General features: G+C 59.9%; 25 protein-coding genes. 1 reads left to right on the top strand and 24 read right to left on the bottom strand.

The genetic code is table 11. The features are described 5' to 3' along the window. Nucleotides 1-5: 5 nt before the first annotated feature. From ptsP to ACESUZ_RS05400, 3 genes are all read right to left on the bottom strand, one after another. Nucleotides 6-1,709, bottom strand: a complete 1,704-nt coding sequence (gene ptsP, locus ACESUZ_RS05410; RefSeq protein ID WP_035138206.1) for a phosphoenolpyruvate--protein phosphotransferase — start codon at nucleotides 1,707-1,709, stop codon at nucleotides 6-8. Between the two features lie 133 nt (nucleotides 1,710-1,842). After that, complete coding sequence (locus ACESUZ_RS05405) at nucleotides 1,843-2,106, bottom strand: HPr family phosphocarrier protein (protein WP_022094575.1); 264 nt, start codon at nucleotides 2,104-2,106, stop codon at nucleotides 1,843-1,845. A gap of 549 nt (nucleotides 2,107-2,655) precedes the next feature. Continuing rightward, complete coding sequence (locus tag ACESUZ_RS05400) at nucleotides 2,656-4,635, bottom strand: fructose-specific PTS transporter subunit EIIC (protein WP_373198891.1); 1,980 nt, start codon at nucleotides 4,633-4,635, stop codon at nucleotides 2,656-2,658. 272 nt (nucleotides 4,636-4,907) lie between these two features. Between ACESUZ_RS05400 and ACESUZ_RS05395 the strand changes: the two genes are divergently transcribed. Further along, nucleotides 4,908-5,765 carry a MurR/RpiR family transcriptional regulator gene (locus tag ACESUZ_RS05395; RefSeq protein ID WP_240128741.1) on the top strand — a complete coding sequence of 286 codons (858 nt, stop codon included), beginning with the start codon at nucleotides 4,908-4,910 and terminating at the stop codon, nucleotides 5,763-5,765. 59 nt (nucleotides 5,766-5,824) lie between these two features. Here ACESUZ_RS05395 and ACESUZ_RS05390 read toward each other — a convergent pair whose 3' ends face one another. The 21 genes from ACESUZ_RS05390 to ACESUZ_RS05290 all read right to left on the bottom strand — a co-directional run bounded on the left by ACESUZ_RS05390 (nucleotide 5,825) and on the right by ACESUZ_RS05290 (nucleotide 25,540). After that, nucleotides 5,825-7,453: a DNA repair protein RecN gene (locus ACESUZ_RS05390; protein WP_373198889.1), complete on the bottom strand. Its 1,629-nt coding sequence runs from the start codon at nucleotides 7,451-7,453 to the stop codon at nucleotides 5,825-5,827. After that, the gene (locus ACESUZ_RS05385; RefSeq protein ID WP_035138200.1) at nucleotides 7,443-8,303 is read right to left on the bottom strand and encodes an NAD(+)/NADH kinase; all 861 of its coding nucleotides are present in this window, start codon (nucleotides 8,301-8,303) and stop codon (nucleotides 7,443-7,445) included. Before ACESUZ_RS05385 ends, ACESUZ_RS05390 begins: the two co-directional genes overlap by 11 nt. Next, on the bottom strand, nucleotides 8,300-9,103 hold the full coding sequence (locus ACESUZ_RS05380; RefSeq protein WP_373198942.1) for a TlyA family RNA methyltransferase: 804 nt from the start codon (nucleotides 9,101-9,103) through the stop codon (nucleotides 8,300-8,302). The genes ACESUZ_RS05385 and ACESUZ_RS05380 overlap by 4 nt, the downstream gene beginning before the upstream one ends. Nucleotides 9,104-9,138: 35 nt before the next feature. Further along, a complete protein-coding gene (locus ACESUZ_RS05375; RefSeq protein WP_373198887.1) occupies nucleotides 9,139-9,378 on the bottom strand; it encodes an exodeoxyribonuclease VII small subunit in 240 nt (79 codons plus the stop codon). A 2-nt stretch (nucleotides 9,379-9,380) separates the two neighbouring features. Next, a complete protein-coding gene (gene nusB, locus ACESUZ_RS05370) occupies nucleotides 9,381-9,965 on the bottom strand; it encodes a transcription antitermination factor NusB (RefSeq protein ID WP_373198885.1) in 585 nt (194 codons plus the stop codon). A gap of 3 nt (nucleotides 9,966-9,968) precedes the next feature. Continuing rightward, nucleotides 9,969-10,331 (bottom strand): Asp23/Gls24 family envelope stress response protein, encoded by a 363-nt coding sequence (locus ACESUZ_RS05365; protein ID WP_006233982.1) that lies wholly within the window; start codon nucleotides 10,329-10,331, stop codon nucleotides 9,969-9,971. A 24-nt stretch (nucleotides 10,332-10,355) separates the two neighbouring features. After that, nucleotides 10,356-10,919, bottom strand: coding sequence for an elongation factor P (gene efp / locus ACESUZ_RS05360; protein WP_117799248.1), 564 nt, complete (start codon nucleotides 10,917-10,919; stop codon nucleotides 10,356-10,358). Nucleotides 10,920-11,079: 160 nt separating this feature from the next. Further along, nucleotides 11,080-12,210 carry a M24 family metallopeptidase gene (locus ACESUZ_RS05355; protein WP_138112424.1) on the bottom strand — a complete coding sequence of 377 codons (1,131 nt, stop codon included), beginning with the start codon at nucleotides 12,208-12,210 and terminating at the stop codon, nucleotides 11,080-11,082. Nucleotides 12,211-12,342: 132 nt separating this feature from the next. Then, nucleotides 12,343-13,452, bottom strand: a complete 1,110-nt coding sequence (locus tag ACESUZ_RS05350) for a hypothetical protein (protein WP_373198883.1) — start codon at nucleotides 13,450-13,452, stop codon at nucleotides 12,343-12,345. Further along, a complete protein-coding gene (locus tag ACESUZ_RS05345; RefSeq protein ID WP_373198881.1) occupies nucleotides 13,449-13,982 on the bottom strand; it encodes a shikimate kinase in 534 nt (177 codons plus the stop codon). Before ACESUZ_RS05345 ends, ACESUZ_RS05350 begins: the two co-directional genes overlap by 4 nt. Nucleotides 13,983-13,990: 8 nt before the next feature. After that, on the bottom strand, nucleotides 13,991-14,488 hold the full coding sequence (locus ACESUZ_RS05340; RefSeq protein ID WP_117646451.1) for a YqeG family HAD IIIA-type phosphatase: 498 nt from the start codon (nucleotides 14,486-14,488) through the stop codon (nucleotides 13,991-13,993). 1 nt (nucleotide 14,489) lies between these two features. Then, a complete protein-coding gene (gene mltG / locus ACESUZ_RS05335; RefSeq protein WP_373198879.1) occupies nucleotides 14,490-15,923 on the bottom strand; it encodes an endolytic transglycosylase MltG in 1,434 nt (477 codons plus the stop codon). Beyond that, nucleotides 15,916-16,344 carry a Holliday junction resolvase RuvX gene (gene ruvX / locus ACESUZ_RS05330; protein WP_035138185.1) on the bottom strand — a complete coding sequence of 143 codons (429 nt, stop codon included), beginning with the start codon at nucleotides 16,342-16,344 and terminating at the stop codon, nucleotides 15,916-15,918. The genes mltG and ruvX overlap by 8 nt, the downstream gene beginning before the upstream one ends. A 17-nt stretch (nucleotides 16,345-16,361) precedes the next feature. Beyond that, nucleotides 16,362-19,019 (bottom strand): alanine--tRNA ligase, encoded by a 2,658-nt coding sequence (gene alaS / locus ACESUZ_RS05325; RefSeq protein ID WP_373198877.1) that lies wholly within the window; start codon nucleotides 19,017-19,019, stop codon nucleotides 16,362-16,364. A 152-nt stretch (nucleotides 19,020-19,171) separates the two neighbouring features. Then, nucleotides 19,172-20,581 carry an AI-2E family transporter gene (locus ACESUZ_RS05320; protein ID WP_373198875.1) on the bottom strand — a complete coding sequence of 470 codons (1,410 nt, stop codon included), beginning with the start codon at nucleotides 20,579-20,581 and terminating at the stop codon, nucleotides 19,172-19,174. Further along, on the bottom strand, nucleotides 20,578-21,369 hold the full coding sequence (locus tag ACESUZ_RS05315; protein ID WP_373198873.1) for an RNA polymerase sigma factor SigF: 792 nt from the start codon (nucleotides 21,367-21,369) through the stop codon (nucleotides 20,578-20,580). Before ACESUZ_RS05315 ends, ACESUZ_RS05320 begins: the two co-directional genes overlap by 4 nt. A 1-nt stretch (nucleotide 21,370) precedes the next feature. After that, a complete protein-coding gene (locus ACESUZ_RS05310; RefSeq protein ID WP_006233993.1) occupies nucleotides 21,371-21,748 on the bottom strand; it encodes an ATP-binding protein in 378 nt (125 codons plus the stop codon). Continuing rightward, on the bottom strand, nucleotides 21,741-22,328 hold the full coding sequence (locus ACESUZ_RS05305; RefSeq protein WP_195362129.1) for a hypothetical protein: 588 nt from the start codon (nucleotides 22,326-22,328) through the stop codon (nucleotides 21,741-21,743). Before ACESUZ_RS05305 ends, ACESUZ_RS05310 begins: the two co-directional genes overlap by 8 nt. 100 nt (nucleotides 22,329-22,428) lie before the next feature. Continuing rightward, on the bottom strand, nucleotides 22,429-23,778 hold the full coding sequence (locus ACESUZ_RS05300; RefSeq protein ID WP_373198871.1) for a replication-associated recombination protein A: 1,350 nt from the start codon (nucleotides 23,776-23,778) through the stop codon (nucleotides 22,429-22,431). A gap of 60 nt (nucleotides 23,779-23,838) precedes the next feature. After that, the gene (locus ACESUZ_RS05295) at nucleotides 23,839-25,086 is read right to left on the bottom strand and encodes a deoxyguanosinetriphosphate triphosphohydrolase family protein (protein WP_373198869.1); all 1,248 of its coding nucleotides are present in this window, start codon (nucleotides 25,084-25,086) and stop codon (nucleotides 23,839-23,841) included. Between the two features lie 31 nt (nucleotides 25,087-25,117). Beyond that, the gene (locus tag ACESUZ_RS05290; RefSeq protein WP_161160181.1) at nucleotides 25,118-25,540 is read right to left on the bottom strand and encodes a prepilin peptidase; all 423 of its coding nucleotides are present in this window, start codon (nucleotides 25,538-25,540) and stop codon (nucleotides 25,118-25,120) included. Nucleotides 25,541-25,610: the final 70 nt, after the last annotated feature.

Here is a 25,610-nt window from a genome sequence, read left to right as displayed (position 1 = left end):
CCAAATTAGCGAGCTGCGGACTCGAGCAGTGCCTTGACCTCGGCGGCGGTGTTGCAGGCGAGTGCCTTCTCGGCGAGCTCGTCGCACTCGGCCTTGGTCCACTGGCTGATGGTCTTGCGGGCGCGCAGGATCGACGGAGCGCTCATCGAGAACTCCTCCAGGCCCCAGCTGATCAGCAGCGGCTCGAGCAGCGGATCGGCAGCGGCCTCGCCGCACATACCGACCATGATGCCGGCCTTCACGCCGCTCTCGATGATGTTCTTGAGCGAGCGGAGCACGGCGGGATAGTAAACCTGGTACAGGTTGGAGATGGTGTCGTTACCACGGTCGGCGCACATGGTGTAGCCGATTAGGTCGTTGGTGCCGATGGAGAAGAAGTCGGCAACCTCGGCAAGACGGTCTGCGAGCAGCGAAGCGGCGGGTGTCTCGACCATGATGCCGACCTCGATGTTCTCGTTGAACTTGCGACCCTCTTCGGTCAGCTCGGCCTTGCACTGCTCGACGAGCTCCTTGACAGCCAAGACCTCCTCGACGCAGGTGACGAGCGGGATCATGATCTTGACGTCACCGAAGGCGCTAGCGCGCAGCAGAGCGCGGAGCTGGACCTTGTACTGGTCGGGATTGGCCAGGCAGTAACGCACGGCGCGGAAGCCCATGAAGGGGTTGTCTTCCTTGACCATATGCAGATACGGAATCTCCTTGTCGCCACCCACATCGAGCGTACGGATGATGACCGGAGCACCCTTGAGCGCGCTGGCGACCTTACGGTAGGCGTTGAACTGCTCCTCCTCGGAAGGAAGCTCGGCAGAGTCCATGAACAGGAACTCGGAGCGGAACAGACCGATGGCCTCGGCATCGTGATCGAGCGCGTTGGGAACGTCATCAGGGTTACCGATGTTGCAGGCGATGATCTTCTTGATGCCATCGGCAGTCACGGACGGCTTGCCACGGAAGGCCTCGAGGGCTGCCTTCTCGGCAGCGAAGGCCTCGGCCTTGGCGGTGTAGGCAGCGAGCGTCTCCTCGTCGGGATCGGCCTCAACGATACCCTTGCCACCGTCGACGACAACGGTCATACCGTTGCGCAGCGCGGTGCAGCTGTTGGAAACCGAAAGGACAGCCGGGATCTCGAGGGCACGCGCGATGATCGCGGAGTGCGACGTGCGGCCACCGGTCTCGGTGACGATACCGGCAACGTGGGCCTTATCGATCGTGGCGGTCATGGACGGCGTGAGGTCATGCACGACAACGACGGTGTTCTCGGGCAGGACGGAGAGGTCGACGACCTCCTTGCCCAGCAGCTCGGCCAGAATACCGGTGCGGATGTCGGCGATGTCGGCCGCGCGCAGACGGAACATCTCGTCGTCCATGGACAGGAACATGTTCTCGAACATGGTCGAGGTGTCCATGAGCGCCTGCTCGGCGCAGGTACCGCCGTCAATGGCGGCGTTAATGGCGTCGGTCATACCCGGATCCTGAGCCAGGACAATATGTCCGCTCATGATCTCGGCCTCGGCCTCGCCCACCGTCTCCTTCATGTGGTCGGCCTGAGCCTGGGTCTTCTCGCAGAAGACCGAAAGAGCGGACTGATAGCGCTCCTTCTCTGCTGCCGAATCAGCAACCTCATGCGGCTCAAACGTCAAGTCGGGATCGACGGCGACCATGACGGTGCCGATACCGATGCCCTCGGAAGCGTTGACTCCCTGATACATTCCCATTCCTCTCTCCGTGTCATGTGATAAAGCGTTTTGCCATATCCATGACAAAAGAGCGCAGTTACCTTACAACAGGTCACTGCGCCCCCAAATATGAACTTAGTTGTTCAACATGCGACCCGTTTGAGTTCTACTCGCCAAGACCGCTCTTGATGAGCTCGATGGCAGCAGCCAGAGCCTCGGCCTCGTCGGCGCCGTCACACTTGACCTCGACCTCGGTGCCGCAGGGGATACCAGCAGCCATGAGGGCCATCGGGGACTTGCCGTTGACCTCCTTCTCGGGGGTGACGACCGTCACGTCACAGGCGTACTTGCCCATGGTGGAGGCGAACAGACCAGCCGGACGCATGTGCAGACCCTGAGGATTAACGAGGGTAGCCTTCTCAGAAACCATAGTTGACTCCTTTTTTGTGTTTAACCCCTGTCATGTATGTGGCAGGAGTCAGATTCACGACGTTGTTTATATTAACTCACATCAAACGGTTTTTCATTATGTTTCGGACGAATTGTTGGACAGATGTGTTTGTCGTCCGCTTGCTCGCCCACAGGGGGCCGGGCGCGGCCAGTGAGATTTCCTGCTCTACAGTCCTGCTCGCACGAAGAGCACATTAAGTGCTCTTCGGCTCGTGCGGAACTCGCGATAAATCTCACTGGCCGCGCCCGGCCCCCTGTGGGCGAGCAAGCTGCAGAAACTCGGTCGGTCCAGAGCAATATCGTGCGAACGGAATTCTGGCTAATGATCTGTTCGCGACAAAGACTCGATAGGTAGCCCCCTCTATGCCCTTTTGTAAGTTGCGGTGAAATAGGGACTGAATTTGGGGTTGAATCGTTTAAACAGTCCCTATTTCACCGCAACTTATGGGAGGGATAGAAAAAAGGCGGAGGCCCTGGGGAGGGACTCCGCCTTATATACAGGGGGCGATGTTATTCGCGGGCTGGGGGATTAGACCAGGCGGGCGTTGATCGTCTTGGCGATCTCGGCGGCGTCGGTGGAACCCTTGACGGTGGCACGGAAGTCCTCGTCCATGAGCGCCTCGGCGACCTTGGACAGGATCTTGAGGTGCGTGGTGCCAGCCTGGGCACCAGGGATGAGCAGGGCGATAGCCACGTTAACGGGAGCGCCGTCCATGGTGTCCCAACCGGTCACGCCGGACTCGTCCTTAACGACGATGACGGCAGCCTCGGTAATGGCGTCGGACTTGGCATGCGGGATGGCGAAGCCCTCCATCATGCCCGTAGTGCCCTCGGCCTCGCGAGCCAGGAAGGCGTTCATCACGGCGTCGGCGTCGCTGGCGATACCTGCCTTGACGGCCTGGTTGGAAACGAAGCTCAGAGCCTCGTCACGAGAAGCGAAGTCCTCGGCGACAAAGACATTCTCGACCTTCACGAAGTCGGCAGCCTCGGCCTTGGGGGCCTCGACGGGCTTGGCTACAGGAGCGGCCTTCTGATTCTTCTCGAAGTCGTACTTCTTGAAGGCCACGAACAGGATGCCACCGACCACAGCGCCGATGAGGATCGCGAGGACCCACAGCGGACCGTTCTCGACAACAGGCAGGACCAGGAAGCCGCCGTGAGGCGCCGGATCGTGAACGTTGAAGAAGATGGTCAAGATGGAAGCGATGGAAGAACCGAGCATCATGATGGGCATGACGGGCCAGATGTTCTTGGTCATGAACGGAATGGCGCCCTCGGTGATGTGGGTGCAACCAAGGATGAGGTTGACGATACCGGCGTCATGATCCTCCTGGCTGAAGTACTTCTTGCCGACAACGACGGCGAAGGTGGTGATCAGCGGCGGAACGATGCAAGCGGCGGAGACGGCAGCCATGAAGTTGGTGCCGAAGTTGTAGGTCTCGGTGCCGACGCCAGCTTCGAGAGCGGTACCGAGCAGGAAGGTGCCAGTAGCGTAAGCAGCCTTGTTGACCGGGCCGCCCATATCAAAGGCGCACATGCAGCCGATGGCCAGGCCAAGGATCACCGGACCGGAGTTACCGAGGCTCTGCAGGAAATCCATCATGCCCTGGTTAATGGCAGCCATGGGGCCGGAAATACCGAGCATGACCAGGCCGACGATGGCGGTAGAGCACAGCGGATACAGGAAGATTGCCTTCAGGCCATTAAGGCTCGCGGGAATTTTAGAGAAAGCCTTCTCGAGCAGCAGGATGACATAGCCAGCGAGGAAGCCGCCGACGATGCCGCCCAGGAAGCCGAAGCCCACACCCGAGCCTCCAGCGTCGATCATGCCGGTATCGGCGTTGATGGGAAGACCCTGGATGGCAATCATACCGGCAACAAAGCCGGGGACGAGCGCCGGGCGCTTGCCGATGGACTCGGCGATGTAAGCGGAGAGCACCGGAACCATGAGGTTCATGGCGATACCGCCGATAATCTTGAGCATCGCGGCAAAGCTGTTGTAGTCGGCAGCCGTCGAATCAAAGGACGTGATGCCCCACAGGAACGAAATGGCGGTCAGAACACCACCGGCAACGACGAAGACCAGCATGTGGCTGACGCCGTTCATGAGGTGCTTGTAGATGACGTGACCGATGGACTCCTTCTCCTCGACCTCGTCCTCGACATCGGCGGCAGCGGCAACCGTGTCGTCGCCCTTGGCGGCGAGCGCGCGGTCGATCAGCTTTCCGGCGGCCTCGACGGACAGGGCCTTGGAAACACCGACGGAAACCATGGGCTTGCCGGCGAAACGCTCAGCCTGGACATCCTTATCGGCTGCGACGACAACGGCCTTGGCACCAGCGATCTCACTCTTGGTGAGCTCGTTCTCGACACCGACCTGGCCATGTGTCTCGACCTTAATGGTCAGACCACGCTCGGCAGCAGCCTTCTCCAGCGCCTCCTTCGCCATGAAGGTGTGCGCAATGCCGGTCGGGCAACCGGTCGCGGCGATGATGTCAAACTTAGCCATGTGTCCCTCCTTCTTGAGTACAGCGCCCGCGGGCGCTCCCCTACACGCGCTTCGATGCGCGTTTTTCCACAACTGAAAGATACCAACCTACCGTCCGCGTGAGAAGAGCTAAGGTGCAAATCTCCGGTGAAAGGTTCTTTCATAACCGTAAACGGTAAGTGAAAGTTTACCATCAACACTTGAAACGGCAAGGTGTATCTTGTAATTGAAAATGCCCGTATACTATGGCATGGCGTAGTAAATTAGATTTTCATGCCAACCAGGAGCCATCCATGACCGATAGTAGCAAGAGCGCACTTTCCCTCATTAGCACCCATCAGGGATACAGCGAGTCCGAGCAGCGCATTGTCGACTATATATTGGAGCACCAGTCCGAGGCGCCACGCCTCACGGCCGCTCAGCTCTCGCGCGCCGCCGCCACGTCCGAGGCGACCGTTTCGCGCTTCTGCCGCAAGCTTGGCTTTGGTAGCTTCCGCAGCTTTCAGTTTTCGTTGGCGAGGGATTTGGAAAGCCAGCGTAACGAGGGCCTGACTGACGAGGTCTCGCTCGACAATATGGAGCAGAGCCTAAAAAATATCCTCGCCGCCAAGGTGAGTGAGCTTAATGCGACCATCGACGGCATAGATCACGACACGTTGGCCGCAGTTGTACACGCGCTTAAGAATGCCGGCGTTATTGAGTTCGCCGCCGTGGGCAATACGAACGCGGTCGCGCTCGATGCGACGTTTAAGTTTTCGCAGCTGGGCCTGCGCTGCATGGCGAGCACCATTAGCGAGACATCAATCGGCTTTGCGCTCACGTTACGCCCGGGTGACGTCATCGTGCTAATCTCAAACTCTGGCAAATCGCGCCGACTGAATCGCATGGCAAAAGCGGCTCACAACTGCGGCGCAACCGTAGTCGTCATCAGCAGCGACAGTAAATCCCCGCTCGCGCGCCTGGCAGACTACACTTTTAACACCGTCAACCACGAAGCGCTGCTGACAACGGGCGACTTTGCGTTCTCCAAGATCAGCGCCACGATGATCATCGAAGTCATCTACAACTTCCTGCTGCCCGAGATTGAAGACGCTCGCGAGCATATCAGCTACTACGAGGAGCTCATCCAGCCGGATAAGGTCGTTGAGTAAAACGCGTAGTGGGACAAAAATTTCAGTCCATTTTGTCCCACCAACACCGCTGATACGACCTAACCTCGAGCTTCTTCGAGCATCTGCTTCGCGTGGGCCAAGCTTGCCTCGGACTGATCGCCGCTCAACATGCGGGCGATCTCGGCGGTACGCGCTTCACCGGTTACCTCGTCCAAATGCGTCTGGGGAACATCGCCCGGTTCCTTGCTGACGACATAATGCTTGTCAGCCATGACGGCGACCTGCGCCAAGTGGGTTACGACAATCACCTGATGCGTAGCGGCGAGATCTGCCAGCACGCCCGCGAGCGCACGCGCCGTGGAGCCACCGACGCCAGCATCGACCTCGTCAAACACCAGCGTATCGACACCGTCCGCGTTACCGAGGACAACCTTACTTGCCAACATGACGCGGCTGAGCTCGCCGCCCGACGCAATGCGGCGCAGGGGACGTGGAGTCAAACCGGCACCGCTGCGGTATAGCAGCTCGTAGCTCGAAGGACCAACGGGCGTCCACTCAGCACGGGGAAGATCGCGCGACTCCCAGACGAGCTCGGCGCCGCCCATCTCCAGGCGAGCCATCTGGCGGCCAACCTCGTGACAGAAGCGCGGGGCCGCCGTATTGCGGGCGCGCTTAAGTGCCTTGGCAGCGGCAAACAACTCGCGCTCAGCGCTCCCGAGTGCCTCACGCGCCTTTTTGATCTGTTCATCGCCATCATCGACCAGGGACAACAGCTCTTGCGAGCGATCGCGCATGGCAAAAACATCGTCCATAGTGGGACCCCACTGACGCAACAGACCCTTGAGGTCGGAATACCGCTCACGCATGCGAGCGAGCTCGCGCGGGTCGAAGGCGATGCCATCGCGATAGGCACGAAGCTCGTTCGCGCAATCCTCAAGGGAGATACAGGCATCCGAAAGTGCATCGGCGATGTCACCCAGCTTGCGATCGACGGTCGCCATGCGTGAAAGCTCGGCCACGGCGCCATTCACGGCATCGAGCGCTCCCCCTTCGGCGGCAAGCGATGCATGGGCATCGTTAGCTGTGGCAACCAGCACCTCGGCATGTTCGGAGCGCGGCAGCAGTTCCTCGAGTTCCTCATACTCGCCCGGTTTAGGGTCGACCTCGCCGATGCGCTCGAGCGCAAAGCGCGCCTCCTCGACGCGGCTCCCCTGCGCACGCGAGGCCTCTTCAACACGTCGAACCTCCTTGGCGGCAGCGCGCGAAGCCTTAAAGCAGGCGCGGTAGTGCTCGAGCGCCTCGAGTGCAGGGCGCCCTGCCCAGGCATCGACCATCGCAACATGATGCGCCGGATCGAGCAAGCGCTGGTGCTCGTGTTGGCCGCACAGATCCATCATCACGCCAACGCGCTCCGAAAGCTCGCGCACACTGGCGATGCGGCCGTCAATCTTCACGCGGCTGCGGCCCTCGGCAGAAAGACTGCGCTGCACGGTGAAGCCCTCCGTGTCGTGCGGGCCGTCAAACAGGCGTGCCTCGACGCTCGCGAGCGCCTCGCCCTCGCGCACCGTCGACGAATCCGCGCGCTCGCCCAAAATAAGTTTGAGGGCCGAGAGCAGCGCGGTCTTGCCGGCACCGGTCTCGCCGGTCAGGACAGTCAGGCCGGCACTCGGCACCAACGTCGCCTCGCGAATGAGTGCAATGTTAGAAACCTGCAGCTCATCGATCATGACGGACTCCGTAGAATACGCGGCTCACCGAGTTATAGAAGCTCTCGGGACCGTAATCGAGAAGCAGCACATCTCCGGGACCGCGACGCACCGCCACGCTCTCAACGGTGCCATCGCAGGTAATAAACTGTCCATCGATAGCGATCGCCGGAACGCTCGGACGGTCATCAGACATAAAGATTTCGACGACATCACTCGGCGAAGTCAAGAAGGCGCGGGCCTGAATGGTGTGCGGCGCAATGGGTACGCAGACCATGCCCGTATAGTCAGGGCTCACGATGGGGCCACCGGCGCTGAGCGCGTAACCCGTAGAACCAGTCGCCGTCGAAACGACCACGCCGTCGCCACGCAGTCGGTCGATATGGTGGCCCGACACCGTGATGTCGAACTCGACCATATCGGACAGCGGACCGCGGGTAAGCGCCATGTCGTTGAGGGCGAAGGTGCGCACGACATCCTTCGTACCGTCTTCGCGCACGGATACGATATCCGCGGCGATGGTGGCGCGACGGCTCACATGCAGCTCACCGGACAGGGCGTCGCTCACGACCTGCAGAATGTCGCGCTCCTCGGGGCTCGCAGCAGTTAAAAAGCCCAGGTGACCATAGGAAAGACCGAGGATAGGAATCTCGCGATGGTTGAGGATGCGGGCAGCGCGCAGCAACGTACCGTCGCCGCCGAGCGTAATGACCAGATCGGAGCCGTCAATATCAGGCGTGCTCTGAATCTTCGATCGCTGGTCGGCAGCCCATGCGACCTCATAGCCCTGGCGCGTCAACCAAAGCTCAAGCATCAGGCCGCTCTCGACCGCCTCTTGTTTGTAGTAATTGGGAACCAGAAAGACCTTCATAGCGTTGCAGCTTTCTCGCTCAAAACCGATACCTGGGATTGCAGCTCATCGTCGGTGCGTTCGCCGGGGGCAAACCTCGTGCCGTATAGGAAAAACTCAACGTTGCCCTTGGCACCATGAATGGGCGACACGCACACATCGACCGGGAACAGGCCCTTGGCAGCAAAGAGTTCAACCGCCGCCACGAGCGTATCGCGGCGGACGGCGGGGTCGGTCACGATGCCGCCCTCGCCCACCAGCGCAGCCGGCGCCTCAAACTGGGGCTTTACGAGCGTGCAAAAAGAACCTGTAGGCGCCAGGCACGCCAGCACCGCATCGATAATGTTCGCGATGCTGGTAAACGAGACATCACACACAGCCAGGTCGATGGCACCGGCATAGCCAAGCTCGGGCAGCTGCGTCACGTTGGTGCGCTCATGCAGCGTCACGCGATCGTCCTGACGCAACGACCAATCGAATTGGGCGCGACCCACGTCCACCGAGACAACGGTCGAAGCCCCGCGCTTGAGCAGGCAATCGGTAAAGCCGCCGGTAGAGCAGCCAACATCCAGACAGGCAAGGCCCGTCGGATTGATGTCAAACGCATCAAGCGCGCCTTCGAGCTTAAGACCGCCGCGGCCAACATAGGGAATGCGCCCCTTCACGTGCAGCGGCAGGCCTGGGATCACCTTAAGGCCCGGCGAAGTCAAGCGCTCGCCGCCACTCGAGACCAAGCCGGACATAAGAGTGCGAAGGGCATCCGCGCGATCGGCGCAGATGCCCTGTGAAATCAGTTCGTCATCAAGACGCACGCGTTTCATGAATGCCATCAACCATTCGTATCCGGAGATGCGGCCTAGTTATCCTGGGATTCGTTTGCCGCATCCTCATCGTATTCCTGCTCGAGCTTGTCGGCCTCACGCGGCGTCAGCTCAAACTTGTCGACCATATCGACCGCACGGGAGCCCAGCTCAATCGCCTCGTCAAACAGATCGAGCGAACGCTCCAAGGAGGTATCCTTGGAGCGAACGGTAGCGATAATCTGGTCCAAGCGGTCCGAGATCTCGTCGAAGTTACGGACAGAACCCTCTGGCATGGCTACTCCTCGACGGAGTCGATGTCAGCCTCGGCGGCGTCCGCATCCTCGGCAAGTACACCGGCAGCAGCCTGAGCAGCAGCGACCTTGGCGGCAGCCTCGGCAGCCTGGGCCTCCTCGCGAGCGCGATCTTCGGCCAGCAGCTCCTGGTACAGGTCCTCGCCCGGCAGCTCCTCGCTGCGAGCGATCTTGCCCAGCACGCCGTTGACGAACGACGCGGACTGGTCGGTGCCATAGGCCTTGGCAAGCTCGACGGCCTCGTTGATCACGATGGCGTCCGAGACCTCCTCGTCGGTGAGGAAGCGCATCTCGTAGACGGCGATACGCAGCAGATTGCGGTCGGCGCCGGGCATGCGCATAAGATCCCAGTTCTTGGCGACGGCTCGCAGGGCACAATCGATGCGATCGATGTGCTCATAGGCACCGCGGCACAGCTCCAGCGCATAGGGGTCGAGGGGACCCTTCGAGATCAGGAAATCGCCCTCGAGGACGCGCTCGAGCGGGCTGTCCGTGGCCTCGGCCTGGAACAGAAGCTGAAGCGCCTGACTGCGGGCAAGCGTACGCCCGCGATAAACCTTAAGGCTCAAAGGTTACTCCTTGGGGAAAACGAGGCCGTCGATGCAAACGTCAACGCGCTCGACCTCAACGCCAACCTGGGCATCGATGGCGGCGACCACTGCGGCGCGAACGGCCTCGGCGAGTTTCTTGAACGGATAGCCAAAGAACACCACGACACGCACGGTGAGCGCGAGCTTGTCGCCGACGACCTCGGCCTCGACCGCCGGCTCGGAAGCCGGGGCCTTGGACGAGAGCATCATGGAGACAAGGTTGGTGGCAAGGTCCTTGACGCCAACGGAGGCGATGCCCTCGACATCGGACACGGCGCGCGAGACGATGGCGGTCAGAACATCGGGCGAAATGCCGATACCGTCAATCTTGATTTCCTGGGGCATGAGTCCTCCTAGAAGAGTTGGTTGCTAGACGCGGGAGACGAACTTGCCGTCGCGGGTGTCAACCTTGATGACCTCGCCCTCGTTGAGGTACATGGGGACCTGGATGACAGCGCCGGTATCGATCGTGGCCGGCTTGGTGGAACCCTGGACGGTGTCGCCCTTAAAGCCCGGGTCGGTCTGGACGATGGTGGTCTCGATGAACATCGGCGGGGTCACGCCCATGAGCTCATCGTCGGCGAAGAGCAGCTGGCAGACGTCGTTCTCGCGCAGCCACTTGGAGTTCTCGCCCACCATGTCCTCGGGAACGGGAACCTGCTCATAGGACTCGTTGTCCATGAAGATATAGTCGGTGCCATCGTTGTAGAGGTACTGGAACTCACGGGTGGTGAGCATGACGCTCTCGAACTTGGTGCCGGCGTTGCAGGTGTTCTCGACGACGCGGCCGCTCTTGATGTCGCGGGTCTTGTAGCGCACAAACGCGCCGCCCTTGCCCGGCTTGACATGCTGGAACTCGACGATGGTGTAGACCTTGTCCTTAATGCGGAGACCGAGGCCGTTCTTGAAGTCGGCGGTAGAAATGGTAGGCATAGCGACCTTTCTTGTTATGGGCAGGACGCACAAGCGTCCAAATTACATACGACAGAAATTATACACTTGCAGACGGCGCCTGCGGCGAGCGCATAAAAAGAGAACGCGGGGCGTCCGAATCGATCCGGACGCCCCGCCCCAAACTATCTACCGAAGTAGACTAGCAGTCGATAACGTGCAGGTCGTGCGGGGTCTTGGTGAAGGGCTCGTAGCCGTTCTCGGTGACGACGCCGTAGTCCTCCAGGCGCACGCCGCCCACACCGGGCAGGTAGACGCCGGGCTCCATGGTGACAACCGAGCCGATCTCGATGGTGTTCTTGCTGCGGTTGAAGTTGGGCAGCTCGTGGATGTCGATGCCCACGCCGTGGCCCAGACCATGGTTGTAGTAATCGCCATAGCCGGCATCGCCGATGATCTTCTTGGAAAGCTTGAAGATGTCGTTACCCTCAACGCCCGGATGGATGGCGGCGACGCACTCCTCGTGCGTGCGGCGCACGAGTGCGTACAGGTCAAGCTGCTCCTGGGTGGGCTCGCCCATCACGACGGTGCGCGTCATATCGGAGCGGTAATCGCAGTAGCCCGCGCCGTAATCCATGAGGACGAAGTCGCCCTTCTCGATGACACGGTCACTCGGCACGGCATGCGGGTTGGCGGTGTTGGGGCCGCTCGCCACAATGGAGCCGAAGGCCAGGCTGTCGGCGCCGTTGGCGAACATAAAGTTCTCGAGCTCGTTGCGAACCTGCTTCTCGGTCATACCGGGCTTAATAAAGCCGAGCATGTGCTGGAAGGCGGCATCGGTGATCGACTGTGCATGGCGCATGAGCTCGATCTCCTCGGCATCCTTGATGGCGCGCATCTTGCGGATGTCGTCGTGCATCAGCGGCAGCATGCAGGCGACGGAACGGTCCTCCAGGCCGCGCTGAATACCCTGGTAGAAGTTGATCTGCATATCGTCCTCGACAGCACAGACACGGCACTTGTTAGCCGCAATCTTGCCGGCGACCCAACCAGGGATGGTGCCCTCGTCCATGTCGTAGACCCAGGGGCTGCCGGCGGGCGTGTTCTCCTCAAAGCTGTTGAGGTAGCGCGAGTCGGTGTGGAACAGGCACTGGTCGACCGTAATAAACGCAGCGTGCGGGAACTCGAAGGTGTAGTCGAAGACGCCCTTCACGCCCGTGAGCCAACGAAGGTTGGCCTCGTCGCGCACCACGATGGCATCGTAGCCGCGCTCGGCCATCAGGGCACGGACACGCTCGATACGACCGGCAGGACCGGCAGCAAACTCAGACATGCAGATTCCTTTCTTGTTGTCTCAAGATAGACGGGACGGGTCTCAACCGAACGACGGAATCGCATGCGATCCGCAACCGATTGGAAACCCGCCCCTCAACATGATACGAAAGACGATGGAAGTCAATAAATCTTAGAGAAGTTCTTTGCGAGAAGCCAAGTAGGCGTGAGCATGGCGCTCAAGAACCTCGTCCTCAACGTTCGTTAGGCGAATTGCGCCGAGTGCCGCGGGCAGCGGCAGCATGCTGCGGTTTGAGCGCGCGAACTGCTGTCTGCGGAACTCCTCGATATATGCGGCAGGCTCCAGATCGAAGGCAAGTTCCTCGATGCCAAAGTCCTCCAGACAGTCATCGACCTCAAAGACGTAATCGATATCGAAGTCGCAGGCGTCGTGGGCAAGGCGCGCCTCAAAGCGCATGCCCTCGGACAACAGCTGGTAGGCAGGGACCTGCGAAGCGGCATCGCCCAAGCAAGCGCGCAAGGTACGCTCCCCCGTCTTGCCAAAATCGAGCGCATGGCGGGCGCTCGGGTTCGTGGCCATCAGTACGTCCTTGCGGGCAGTCTGAGACCATTGAACGGCATTGACGAGCGCGACCTCCTCGCCCGCGAGAATCTCGGGGACGGTCTCAGTAAACTGATTCCAGCGGGACTTGCTGCTCGAAAGCATGGTGCCAACAAGTACCACATAGCCGAGCTTGAGGTCCTCGGGGTCCGTCTCGCGAACAAGGTCGAGGTCACACACGACCAAGCCCGGTTCGGGACGAAACGCGATAGCGGGAAGCGCATTGGCCGACGAGGCGACGAGCGGCTTCATGGTCGTCGCGACCGTGAGCATGGCGTCGAACGTCGTCGGCAGCAGCGCGCACTCGGTGCGACCGCACCACTGGTTGGCGCACCAGCTAACAACCGAGCAGGTTGCGGCATCGCCAACGGCGACAACCAGATCGTCGCAGGTAATGCCGTTGGCAGACAAGGCGCCAAAGATAGCATCGGCATCGGCCAGCGTGGCACCAGCAGGCGAAACCTCGAGGACGAGCAGCGACACGGCAAAACCGGCGTCGACCAGCGCATGCTCGACGACCTCATCAAAACGTTCTGACGAGGCGGAGTTCCAAACCACCATCGCGCGCTTAGGCTTGCCCACAGCCGAGGCAAACATGCGCGACAGCTCCTCGAACGCGCCCAATCCGACACGGACATCGACGCTGCGGTTTTGGAAATTGATCAGTTGACGGCGAATCATAGCAGCCCACGCTCCAAAAGCATCTCGGCACAAAGGTAGGAAACGTCCTCGAAGGACTTGTTGCGAATATCAAGGGTAAGGTCGGCGGCCTGGCGATACAGCGGACGGCGATGCTCAAACAGGCGCGCGGCATGCTCGGGCGAGCGGAAATCGGGGCGCGTGTCGGACCGACGAATCTGGCGAATCGAATCCTCGAAGTCGCCCTCGAGGTACACGCACGTACCCATTTCGTGCATCAGCTCAATATTCACCGGTGTCTCGACGATACCGCCCCCGCACGAAACCAACAGGCTGCGCTCGCTTTGGAGCGAACGGAGCGCCGAGGTCTCGAGCTCGCGAAAACGACCCTCACCCTCGGTCTCAAAAATCTCGGTTACCGACTTGCCGCAACGGCGCACGACCAGGCGGTCGGTATCGATAAAACGCCGCTTGAACATGGTTCCGACGTTGCGCGCGAGCGTCGATTTGCCCGCGCCCAAAAAGCCGATAAAGAAGATATGGTCGCAGCCGTGTTTGTTGTGCTGGGACATAGCGAGACCTATTCCTCGCAGGGAAGGTCGCGCAGGGCCCGGCGCTCAAAGATACGGAAGATCTGCGTATACCACAGGTCCTGCGTCGCCTGCGGCTTAACCAAGATGGTATCGACGCCGGCGAAGTTGCCGCTCCACACGTCCGTGTAGAGCTGATCACCGATCAGCACCGCCTCGTCGGCCGTGGCGCCGAGGCGCTTAAGACCCGCCTTGAGGGCAAACGGCGCCGGCTTCATAGCGTGGCTGATGGCCTCGAGTCCCAGCTCGCGTGCAGAGCTCATGACCTGGTCGCGATGCCAGTTGTTGGACACCATGCACAGCTTAAAGCCTTTGGCGCGGGCGGCATCGAGCCAAGCGGAAACCGCGGCGGGAACCTGCTCGGTGTCGCGCGGCACCAGGGTGTTATCGCGATCGAGCAGAATGGCGCGTTTGCCGTCGGCCCAAAGGGTATCAAGGTCGATGCGATCGACCGAGGCAACGTATCGTTTGGGGCTAAAAATCCTCATGCTAATTCCAAGACTGTTGATGCTCTTCGTAGGTTTGCGAGAAGTACTCCTCGTCCTGCGTAATGTAGAAATACAGGTCATCAGAGTCGGTCGGCTCAAGGGTGGCCTTGAGTGCCTCGAGCGACGGAGAGCAGATGGGCGTGGGTGGCAGACCCTCGTGCTTATAGGTGTTATACGGACTATCGCTCTGCAGGTCGTCGGCGGTAACCTCGCCACCGGTGACATACATCATGGTCGCATCGCTGTTGAGATAGCGCAGACCATCGAGCTTGCCGGCAAGACGGTTGTAGAAGACCGAGGCCACGTGCGAACGTTGATCGGCGTTGAGGCCCTCGCGCTCAACGATAGAGGCCAAGTTGACGATGTCGTAGTCGGACATCTCCACACCGTAGCGTTCCTTGATCTTGGCTTCGCAGCTCGCAAAGTCAAGCGACTTGTACTCGGTCTTAAACTGATCGAGCATAGCGCGAATCACGCCATCGGCCGTCGGCGAATCACCCAACGAATAGGTCTTGGGGAACAAGAAACCCTCGAGCGAGTCGTTGGCGGCGCCCTTAAGGAAGCTATAGTCGTCCACGTAGTTGGAGGCCTTGGCCTGGTTGAGGAAGTCTTCCTTAGAGATGCTGTCGTAGGCCTGGGCCACACGGTCGGCGACTTGATCGACCGTCAGGCCCTCAGGGATAGTCAGCGCATTGGAGCCCGCGTTGGGGCCTTCCATGAGCTGCTGAACAACCTTGGTCGCATCCATGAGTGTGGTGAACGAATAATCACCAGGCTTGAGCGACATATCGGCGTTGAGCTTTTTCACCGCCGCATAGTAATCCTTGGGATTTTCTACGATATGGTTCTCGGAGAGAATCGAAGCGATCGTATCGCCCGAAGCACCATCGGGAATGGTCACCGTAACCTGCTGACCAGCCGTGACCTTCGTATCCTCACCAGCAAAGAAGCCCTTGACGGCCGGCACGACAAAGAAAGCGATCGCAGCAAACGCGAGCACCGCCACCACAACGCCGATGATCATGGGAACCGGGGAGCTTTTCTTTTGAGCACCGCGACGAGCATGCGTGTTGTAGCTCGAGCGGGTCGCCGGAGCAACGCCATGCGAACCACGAGCGTGATGCGAATGCGATTGGGGGGCCTGCGTTCGCTGGGTAGGTGCCTGCTGCTTAAAGCGGGTGCCGCCTGCAGGCTGGGCCGTACGAGCAGTGGGCTGCTGAGCCGCGTGAGAAGCCGAGTGCTGAAACGAACGAGCAGAAGGCTGCTGACCCGTCCGTTGAACAGGTTGGGCCGAACGAGAGAAGGACTGCGCCGGGCGCGCGGCAAGCTGAGCTGCGCGCTGCGTCGGCTGTGCCGGACGCTGGCCAGGCTGGGCAGGGCGCGACGCCGGCTGCTGTGTTCGATTCGGCTGGCGCGGATCGGAAGCACTAGGCATGCGAAACCTCCTCGTTTTTACGATCGAGCCACGTCTGCAAAAACAGGCTGGCGGCAATCATGTCGATCTTGCCCCTCATCTGCTTTTCGTTGAGTCCCTGCTCGCGCAGGATACGCTTGGCCTCTTGCGAGGACAGACGCTCGTCCTCAAACTCCAACGGAAGATCGAGCTCGTCGGCAATCTTTTGCGCCACAGCGGCAACGCGCTCGGCCTGAGGGCCGGGCTCACCGGCCATGGTCAGGGGACGTCCGCTTACCAGGATGTCGGGCTCATAGTCCTCCACCAGGTAGCGGAACGTCTTGGCCATACCGGTGACCTCGGCAGCCGGAAGCACCTTGACAGGCATCGCCATCTTGCCATCACGGCTCGAGACGGCGATGCCAATCCTGGTCTCCCCTATGTCCAGCGCGAGCGCAACCACAGCGACTTCTTAGATTCTTAGGCGCCGAGCGCGGTCTTAGCGGCCGCGAGGGCATCGGCGATGCCGGCAGCATTCTTGCCACCGGCCTGGGCCATGTTGGGACGACCGCCACCGCGACCGTCGACCAGACCCGCGATCTGCTTGATCACGTTACCGGCGTGGAAACCGGCCTTGACGGCGTCATCGGAGCCGGCAGCGAGCAGGGCCGGAGTGCCCTTCTCAGTCACGCTGGCGACGACACAAGCGACAGGGCCGGCGACCTTCTGATGCACGGTATCCCATACGTTGCGCAGGTCGGCAGCCTCAAGGCCCTGGAGCTCAGCGACGACGAGCTTGTAGCCGCCGAGCTCGACGGCACCCTCGATGGCACTGGAAATGGCGTCGGAGGAGCCACCGGTCAGAGCCTTTTTGAGCTTATTGGACGTCTCGCGCAGCTCGGCCTGCAGGTTCTCCACGCGAGCGGGAACCTCATCCACGCGGCACTTGAGCGCAGTAGCAGCGGCGTCAACGAGTGCCAGGCGGTCGGCCATATAGTCGAGGGCACCCTTAGAGGTCACGGCCTCGATACGGCGGACATTGGAGCCCGTGGAGGACTCGGAAATGATCTTGAACAGGCCGATCTCGGCGGTGTTTGCAGCGTGTGTGCCACCGCAGAGTTCGCGGGAGAACGGCTGGTCCTCAGCGCCCACGGAGACAACGCGGACGACGTCGCCATACTTCTCGCCAAACAGGGCGACAGCGCCGGCAGCCTTAGCCTCGTCGATGCCCATGACACGGGTCACGACCGGCTTGGAAGCGAAGATCTGCTGGTTGACCAGGTCCTCGACAGCCTTGAGCTGCTCGGAGGACAGGGCCTCGAAGTGCGTAAAGTCAAAGCGCAGGTGCTCGGGCGTCACCAGCGAGCCGGCCTGGGAGACGTGCTCGCCCAGGACCTGCTTAAGGGCGGCGTCGAGCAGGTGCGTGGCGGTGTGGTTGCGGCGCAGGAAGCCACGGCGCTCGGCGTCGAGCGCGGCGGTCACGGTAGCACCGACGGCCAGCGTGCCCTCGGCAACGTGGGCGACGTGAGCATACAGGCCGTTGTGGTTCTTGGTATCGGAAACGGTCAGCGAAACGCCTTCGGCGGAAAGCTCGCCGGCATCGCCCTGCTGGCCACCCATCTCGGCATAGAACGGAGTGCGGTCGAGAACGACCTCGACGTCCTCGCCGGCGGCAGCGGACTCGACGGACTCGCCGTTGCGCACGATGGCAACAACCTTGGCGCCCTCGATCACATCGTTGTCATAGCCGTCGAACTCAGTCGCGGCGACCTTGTCGGAAAGCTCGACCCAAACGTCGTTGAAGCTGCCCCAGGCGTCGCCTTTGGCATTGGCGCGGGCGCGGGCCTTCTGGTCCTCCATGCAGGCAGTGAAGCCGTCCATATCGACATCGTGGCCAGCGGTGCCGGCGATCTCGACGGTCAGGTCGATGGGGAAACCAAAGGTGTCGTGCAGCTTAAAGGCAACATCGCCCGGAAGCACAGCACCCTCGGCAAGCGCTGCCAGGGCCTCATCCAGGTAGACGCGACCGTTGTCGAGCGTCGTGGAGAAGCGCTCCTCCTCGGAGGCGACGATACCCTTGACGAGCGCGACGTTCTTGAGCAGCTCAGGATAGGCCTCGCCCATCTGAGCGTTGACCTCGTCGATAAACTTGGTCAGGAAGGCGCCCTCGATGCCCAGCAGGCGACCGTGGAACACGGCGCGGCGGAGCAGGCGGCGAAGGACGTACTCGCGACCCTCGTTACCGGGCAGGATGCCGTCAGAGATCATGAAGTCGACGGCACGGGAGTGGTCGGCGATGATGCGAAGAGAACGGCTGGCGCCGGAGTAATCGTCGGCGTCATAGGTCTTGCCGCTGATCTCCTCGCCCAGCTTGATGAGGTGCTGCATCAGATCGCCGTCGTAGTTAGCAGTCTTGTGCTGCATGATAGCAGCCATGCGCTCCAGGCCCATGCCCGTATCGAGGTTGCGGTGCGGCAGCTCCGGCATGGAGCCGTCCTCCTGACGGTCGTACTGGGTAAACACGAGGTTCCAGAACTCAAGGAAGCGGTCGCAGTCGCAGCCAGGCTTGCAGTCGGGGCTGCCGCAGCCGACCTCCTCGCCCATGTCAAAGTAGATCTCGGAGCAGGGACCGCAGGGACCGGTGGGGCCAGCGGCCCAGAAGTTGTCGTCCTCGCCCAGTCGGGAGATGTGGTCCTCGGCAACGCCCAGAGAACGCCACACGTCGTGGGTCTCGTCGTCCTCGGTAAAGACGGTAAAGTACAGGCGGTCGAGCGGCAGCTTGAACTCCTTGGTGATGAGCTCAAAGGCCCATGCGCAAGCCTGCTCCTTGGAAACGCCGCCAAAAGAGAAATCGCCGAGCATCTCGAAGAACGACAGGTGACGGCCGTCCTCGCCGATGCAATCGATGTCGTTGGTGCGGACGCACTTCTGGCAGGAGATCGCGCCGATCTCCTTCATGGTCTTCTTGCCCTGGTAGTACTCCTTAAACTGGTTCATGCCGGCGTTGGCAAGCAGCAGCGAGGGATCATCGGGGACGAGGGACGAAGAAGGATAGAGCTTAAGACCGCGCTCCTCAAAGAAGTTGAGGAACTTGGAGCGGATCTCGGCCGTAGTCATTGACGGGTAGTCAGCACTCATAGAGGGAATCTCCTCGGTTTCACATCGAAACAGTTCAAACGTAACGATATTACCATCCCACCGCGCAAGTGCAAAAAAGAGGGCCGGCACAATGCCGGCCCTTCAGCGAAATTGCATGTTAGCGCGTATGAATATTAATCCGAATTACCCCGCTAGTTGTCATCATCGTCCATGGAGCCGTCGATGCCGGTATTGGTATCGTCGTCTGAGTTGGAATCATCGTCTTTGGCGAAGGGGTTTTTGAAGAAACCCGTCGCATCGGGCTGCAGGCCCGAGAGCTTGATCCAGGGATTATCGAGCTCGGGCTTGGGCATGGCCTTGGCCTCGGGCGCAGTCTCGTTGCCGATGAGCTCGGACTCGTAAATGAAGGTGTCGTCGCCGAGCGCGTCGTAGGCGGCGACCGGGTTGCCAGCGGCATCGCGGTGCGGCGTGCCCTTAAACACGGCTCCGTCATAGGCCACAAGCTGGCGGCCGGTCTCATTCTCGAAGTAGTACACGAAGATACCCTTGAGGGCCGCACACAGTGGGATGGCAATAATCATGCCGATGGGGCCCATGAGTGCCGAGCCAATAACGAGCACCGTGAGGCTCATGATGGGATGCACCTGCACCGAGCTCTGCATAACCTTAGGCGAAATCACGTTATCGGTGACGTTTTGCGCGATCATCGTCACGATAAGCGTCCAAAACGCCAACATGGGCCTGAACATGAAACCGAGTACCGTGGCGATTGCTGCGCTCACCCAAGGACCGACGACCGGAACCAAATGCATGATGCCGGTAAAGATAGCCATGAGCGCCGCATACGGATGGCCGATGATCATAAAACCGATAAAGGCGAGGAAACCACCGCAGATGGACGTCACGACCATACCGCGCATGTAGCCGCCGACAGAGCGAGAAAGGATGGCGACCATAAAGCGGTACGAGGTCTCCTTCTCCTGACCGATGATGGTGCAAATCTCGTGATGCATGCGAGGGTAGTCGCAGGCCATCCAGTAGGCAAGCACCAGACCAAGGAAGATCACGAACAACTGCGAGGCCGTATTGGTGATGAGCGGGAACACACCGCGGCCAAGCTCGGCAGCAATCTGAGACACATACTTCGATGCCACGGTAACCAGCGACGAAAGATTATCGTCCAAATACTCCTTGAGCGGCGTGTTATTGAGCGTCTTGGCATGCGAGATCATCTCATTGAGATCGCCACCCGCAACACGAAGCTGCTCGGGCAGGCGGCTCAGGACTTCCATGATCTGACCAAAGAGAATCGGCGACAAGATGCAAACGACACCGACGAGCACGGCAACAACAACAATAAGCGCGATAAGCGAACCGATGCCGCGATTCACGCCATGGTGCTCGAGCCAGTTGGTGATCGGGGACATCACAAAGGCAATGATGGAACCGACGGCAAGAAACTCGATAACCGGCGCCAGGATGCCCATAAGGTTAAAGATGACAGCGGCGATGACAATGCAGCCGACAACAGCCCAAATGCGAAGCGTCAGAATGCGGGTGTCGCGCAGCACGCGATCGGTTTGTTGGGGGTGTTCACTCATGAACGAATCATCACTCCGTCGGGGTCGATCTTGTCCTGAATCTTCTTAAGCGTGCGGCGCAGCAGACGCGAAACCTGCACCTGAGAAATACCCAGCTTCTTGGCGATCTCGATCTGGGTCATGCCCTTCACAAAGCGCAGCTCGATCACCTCGCGCTCGCGCGGCGAGAAATCAAGGATGGCTTCCTCGATCACTAGGCGGTCATCGGTAAAGTCGAGCTCGTTGTCGTCGTCGGCGTAACGGTCGAGAATCGAAGGGGCATCGTCGGAATCGGACGCACCAGGAGCCTCGATGGGCACCGAGGTATAGGCCGAAGACGATTCCATAGCCTCGAGGACCTCATCGACAGTCACATCTAGATACTCAGCGATCTCCTCAACCTTGGGCGAACGCTGCAGCTCGTTGGTAAGTTTGTCAGTAGCCTGGTTGACCTTGGCCGAGAGCTCCTGCAGACGACGCGGTACGCGCACACTCCAGCCCTTGTCGCGAAAATGGCGTTTGATCTCGCCCAGGATAGTGGGTGTCGCAAACGTCGTGAACTCGAGTCCGCGCTCGGGATCAAAACGGTCGATAGCCTTGAGCAGGCCCAAATAGCCAACCTGCATCAGATCATCGAGCGGCTCGCCGCGGTTCTTAAATTTGTTGGCAAGAAACCTTACCAGGTTCATGTGGGACATGACGAGCTGCTCGCGTGCGTCCGGGTCACCGGTCTCTTTATAGCGACGAAACAGCTCGCGGGTTTTCTCCTTGTCCCAAGCGGTCTTGCCGCTCCGGGAACGTTCGGTCATATTAGATATCCGCCTTGAGGTCGAGGGAAAGCGTCAGGGGCGCCGTAGTCTTTTCGTAGGAGTCGCACACGCTCGCGAGGATGAGCTCGGCATACACCGCAGCCTGGTCGTCTTCATCGACCGTAGCCTGGTCGCCAAAGGTAATAGTCATGCCAACGTGGGTCTCATCGACATCGAATTTGATGGTGATGTCATCGCAGTCGACCGCGGTGCAACCAAAGATGAAAGCCTCCTCAGCAGCCATGCGGATGTCCTCGATGCGATCGACAGACATAGAGCACAGGGCACCAACGTTGGCTGCCGTCATGCGCACAAGGCGAGCGAGACGCGGGTCACCGGCAACGGTCAGCGTGATAGGGCAGGTTGCTTCGCTACTCATCGCAGGACTCCTCAGAGGTCTCGGCGGGCGTATAGGTGTAATACTGAGCCGGCTTGGATACAGACTTCTGACCATCATCGTCACCCGCGGCGGCCTCGTCCTCGCCAATTAGGACGCGCTCGGTAGGCCGCTCTGCCTCCGCAGCAGCAGCGGCGAGCTTGCGCTCGGTGTCAGCCGCAGGAGACTTCACCTTATTGAAGAGCTTCTGCACAGCACCGGCGGCAGAGTCGGTCACGCTCGACACAGCATTGCTGGCCTCGGCCATGCTACCGGTGACCTCAGAAATGTCGCGAACCACGGCTTCGACCTCTACGAGATTGGAGGTAAGAGCATCAACTGCCGTCTTGCTCGACTTAAGCAGCGGCTCCATCTGGGCAAGCGCCGGCGTAAGCTCATCGACAGCGCCATCGAGCTTTGCCACCACAGGCTGAGCCTCGGCGATGGTGTTGTTGAGGTCGTTAACGGTCTTATCGAGCGAGTCGACAACGGTGCGGGTCTTGCGCAGGGTAAGCGCGAGCTCAACGATGGCCCACACGCCGGCAACAGCGAGCAGCAGCAGGGCGATTTGAATGGGACTCATACAAGCCTCCCAAAGGAATCGATATACAGACGGTTTCCATGGTACCCCAAAGGGGACCGAACATGCCATGAGCAGCAACGTGGGACAAAATTATCAGCAGCTACTTCGGTGCATTCCCGCTGCGGTCGCGTTCACTTTGCTCTACGCGCCATTCTTCCCAACCGCGGCCGGCAGGCTGCCAAAATGCACCGCGTTCCAAGCCTTCGGGCAAATAGCGCTGGTCGACCCAGCCTTCGGGATAATCGTGCGGATACTTATACACACCGTATTCATCGCTGCCCGGGCGATGGCGATCGCGCAGATAACTCGGCACCTCGCGAAGCCCACTAGAATGGATATCGGCTAGCGCCGCATCGATCGAGGCCTCGCACGCATTGGACTTGGGCGCCAAGCACACATAGAGCGCAGCTTGTGCAAGGTTAATGCGACATTCAGGATAGCCAATAACTTCAGCAGATTTAAACGCGGCATGCGCCACCAAAAGCGCCTGCGGGTCGGCGTTGCCAACATCCTCAGAAGCGTGAATCATAATACGGCGAGCGATAAACTTAGGATCCTCCCCGGCATCGATCATGCGCGCGAGCCAATAGATCGTGGCATCGGGGTCACTACCGCGCATAGACTTAATAAACGCACTGATGATGTCGTAGTGCATGTCACCGTTTTTGTCGTATGTAAAGCCGCGACGCGGGTTGGCGATCTTCACGTCATCCACGGTGATGGGATAGCGCTCCCCCGCCGCGGGCGCTGGCGTTCCCTCGGTATCGGGACGCGTGACGGCAATCTCGCTCGCAAGCTCGAGCGTCGTGAGCGCCGAGCGAGCGTCACCCGCTGCCAGCGTGCAGATGGACTTGACCGTATCCTCATCGGCCGAGAACATACCGTTTAGACCCTGCGGTGCCTCGAGCGCACGCTCGATGAGCGTCGCGATATCCTCGTCCTTTAAGTGCTCGAGCTCCACCACGCGACCACGCGAGAGCAACGCCGAGTTGACCTCGAAGTACGGATTCTCCGTCGTGGCGCCAATCATAATGACGGTACGGTTCTCAACTGCATGCAGCAGGGCATCCTGCTGCGACTTAGAGAAGCGGTGAATCTCATCGATGAATAGAATGGTGCGGCGGTCGTAGGTATTCAGGCGCGTCTTGGCCTCATCAATCACGCGGCGCAAGTCCTTCACGGTGCCCGTCACAGCGCTGACCTCGACAAACTCGCTCTTAGTATGGTTGGCGATAATATGGGCCAGCGTCGTCTTACCCGTACCGGCCGGCCCATACAAAATCACACTGGAAAGCACGTCGTGTTCGATCGCGGCACGCAACCATGAGCCCTTACCGACGGCCTTTTGCTGGCCCACATACTCGTCGAGCGAATTGGGGCGCATACGCACCGCAAGCGGCGCATTCTGAAAGGAACGCTCGCGCGTCGAAGCAGAAAAAAGGTCGTCCATAGCCATCCCGTGTATCAATCAAAAACGTTTTCCACTAACAGTATACCGAATATATACGAACTACCGTTCGTTAATATAGGTACGGTGCGGAAACTCCAGACCGGGGAACAGCTTGCTCGTCAGTTCGCAGAAATAACCGTCCGTCATGCTCGCGATATAATCCACCACGGCTTGATCCTTGTCGTCCTGCCAGGCATAGGTGCGATCGTAGTAGGAAAGCTGCTGCTCAATGCGCGAAATATGGTGCTTAAAGATGTACGAGGACTCGTCACCACTGTTTAGATCCCGCAGGCAACGGTCGTAGAGCTTTTCGAACGCCTCGCGCAGCTCCACCTCGGAATCGCCTTCGATACCGCCCTTGCTATAGATCTTCTCGTAGTTCTCGCGCTTGGCTCGGCGGATTTCCTCAAACAGGTCCTCGCTCATCTCGATGCGCGGCTTACCATAGCTGTGCTCAACGATATCGATGGAGGCATGCGTGAGGATCCAACTGTTGTAGGCACCGCCCCGGCCATCATCAAAAGCGTCGGGTGACAGCAGGCCCGCCGCGATCGCATCCTGACGGTCACGACCGACGTAGGCAAGAATATCCGAGATGCGAACGACGCAGCCCTCGAGCGTCATGGGACGCAGATGCCCAATTGCGCTATAGCCCATGGCAATGCAATCCTCAACCGTCTGGTCAAACTGGTCAAAGGAGCTCATGTCCGAGAGCTCAAACACACGCTGCTCGTACTCGCCGTTATGGCATAGCACGCCGTCGAGCGTCTGGAGCGACACGTTGCGGCCGTACAGTGTGTCGAGCACGCGGACCGACTGCACGTTATGGAAAAAATAACGCCCCGTACGCTCATGATAGATATCGTTGAGGAAACGCTCGCCGGCATGGCCGAAAGGCGTGTGTCCCAAGTCGTGACCCAGGCCAATCGCCTCGATCAGATCGCAATTGAGCCCCAGGGCGCGACCGATATCGCGCGCAATGCGGGAGACGAGCTGCACGTGCAAACCGCGGCGTGACAGATCGTCATTGCTACGGAAGCTAAAGACCTGCGTTTTGCCTGCATAACGGGTGTACGCCGGAAGATGAAGTATCTTTTCGGTATCGCGCATAAACGCCGGACGCATAAGCGTACCTTTGTCGGCGGCGCGATCAATACGACGAATGACCTGATCGTCGTTGCAACGATACGGGTTGACATAGCCCGAAGCACGATCGGCGGCAATGCGCTCGACAAGTTCGGACGACAACGCCGAGGGAATACGGTCCATGCGCGCCTTAATGACGGCCGTTTCTTGATTAGTTGCCATGGCATGCTCCTTAAGAAGGATGCGCAATCGGTTACAAAGTGCAGCCCACAACCTCGATTATGGCAAAAATCGGCACCAAAAACGGGAGCAATGGCAGGGAGCGCGATTTCGTGATGAGGCAGGAGAGGGCCAGGGCCAGGAGCGCGACGGCAAATGCCACGATGCCACCCATAGGGTCGAGCGTGCAAAGCGCGAAAAGTGCCTTAGCATCTCCCATGCCGATGCCCGGGGTTTGGCGAAGACGACGCCAGAAGGACTCAGTCAGCACGAGAGCAAGATACACGATGACGGCAAGACCTGCGTGGTCAAGCGCCGTGTTAACGCCTTTGTCGAGCCAAACGCCCACTAACGCCGTCACCGCACACGCACCGGCAAGCTCATTGGGAAAACGTCGCTGACGGGCATCAATCGCCGCGCCGGCAAAGATGCAAATCCAAAACGGAATATAAAACATCGTGCACCTCCTCAAGCTGCATCGCAAAAGCAAAAACCACCACAAAGGTGCACTGTCCCCTTTGCGGTGG

Source organism: Collinsella aerofaciens ATCC 25986, assembly GCF_964239575.1.
GTDB classification, from domain to species: Bacteria; Actinomycetota; Coriobacteriia; order Coriobacteriales; family Coriobacteriaceae; genus Collinsella; species Collinsella aerofaciens_BQ.
This window is presented reverse-complemented; position numbering and strand designations above follow the sequence as displayed.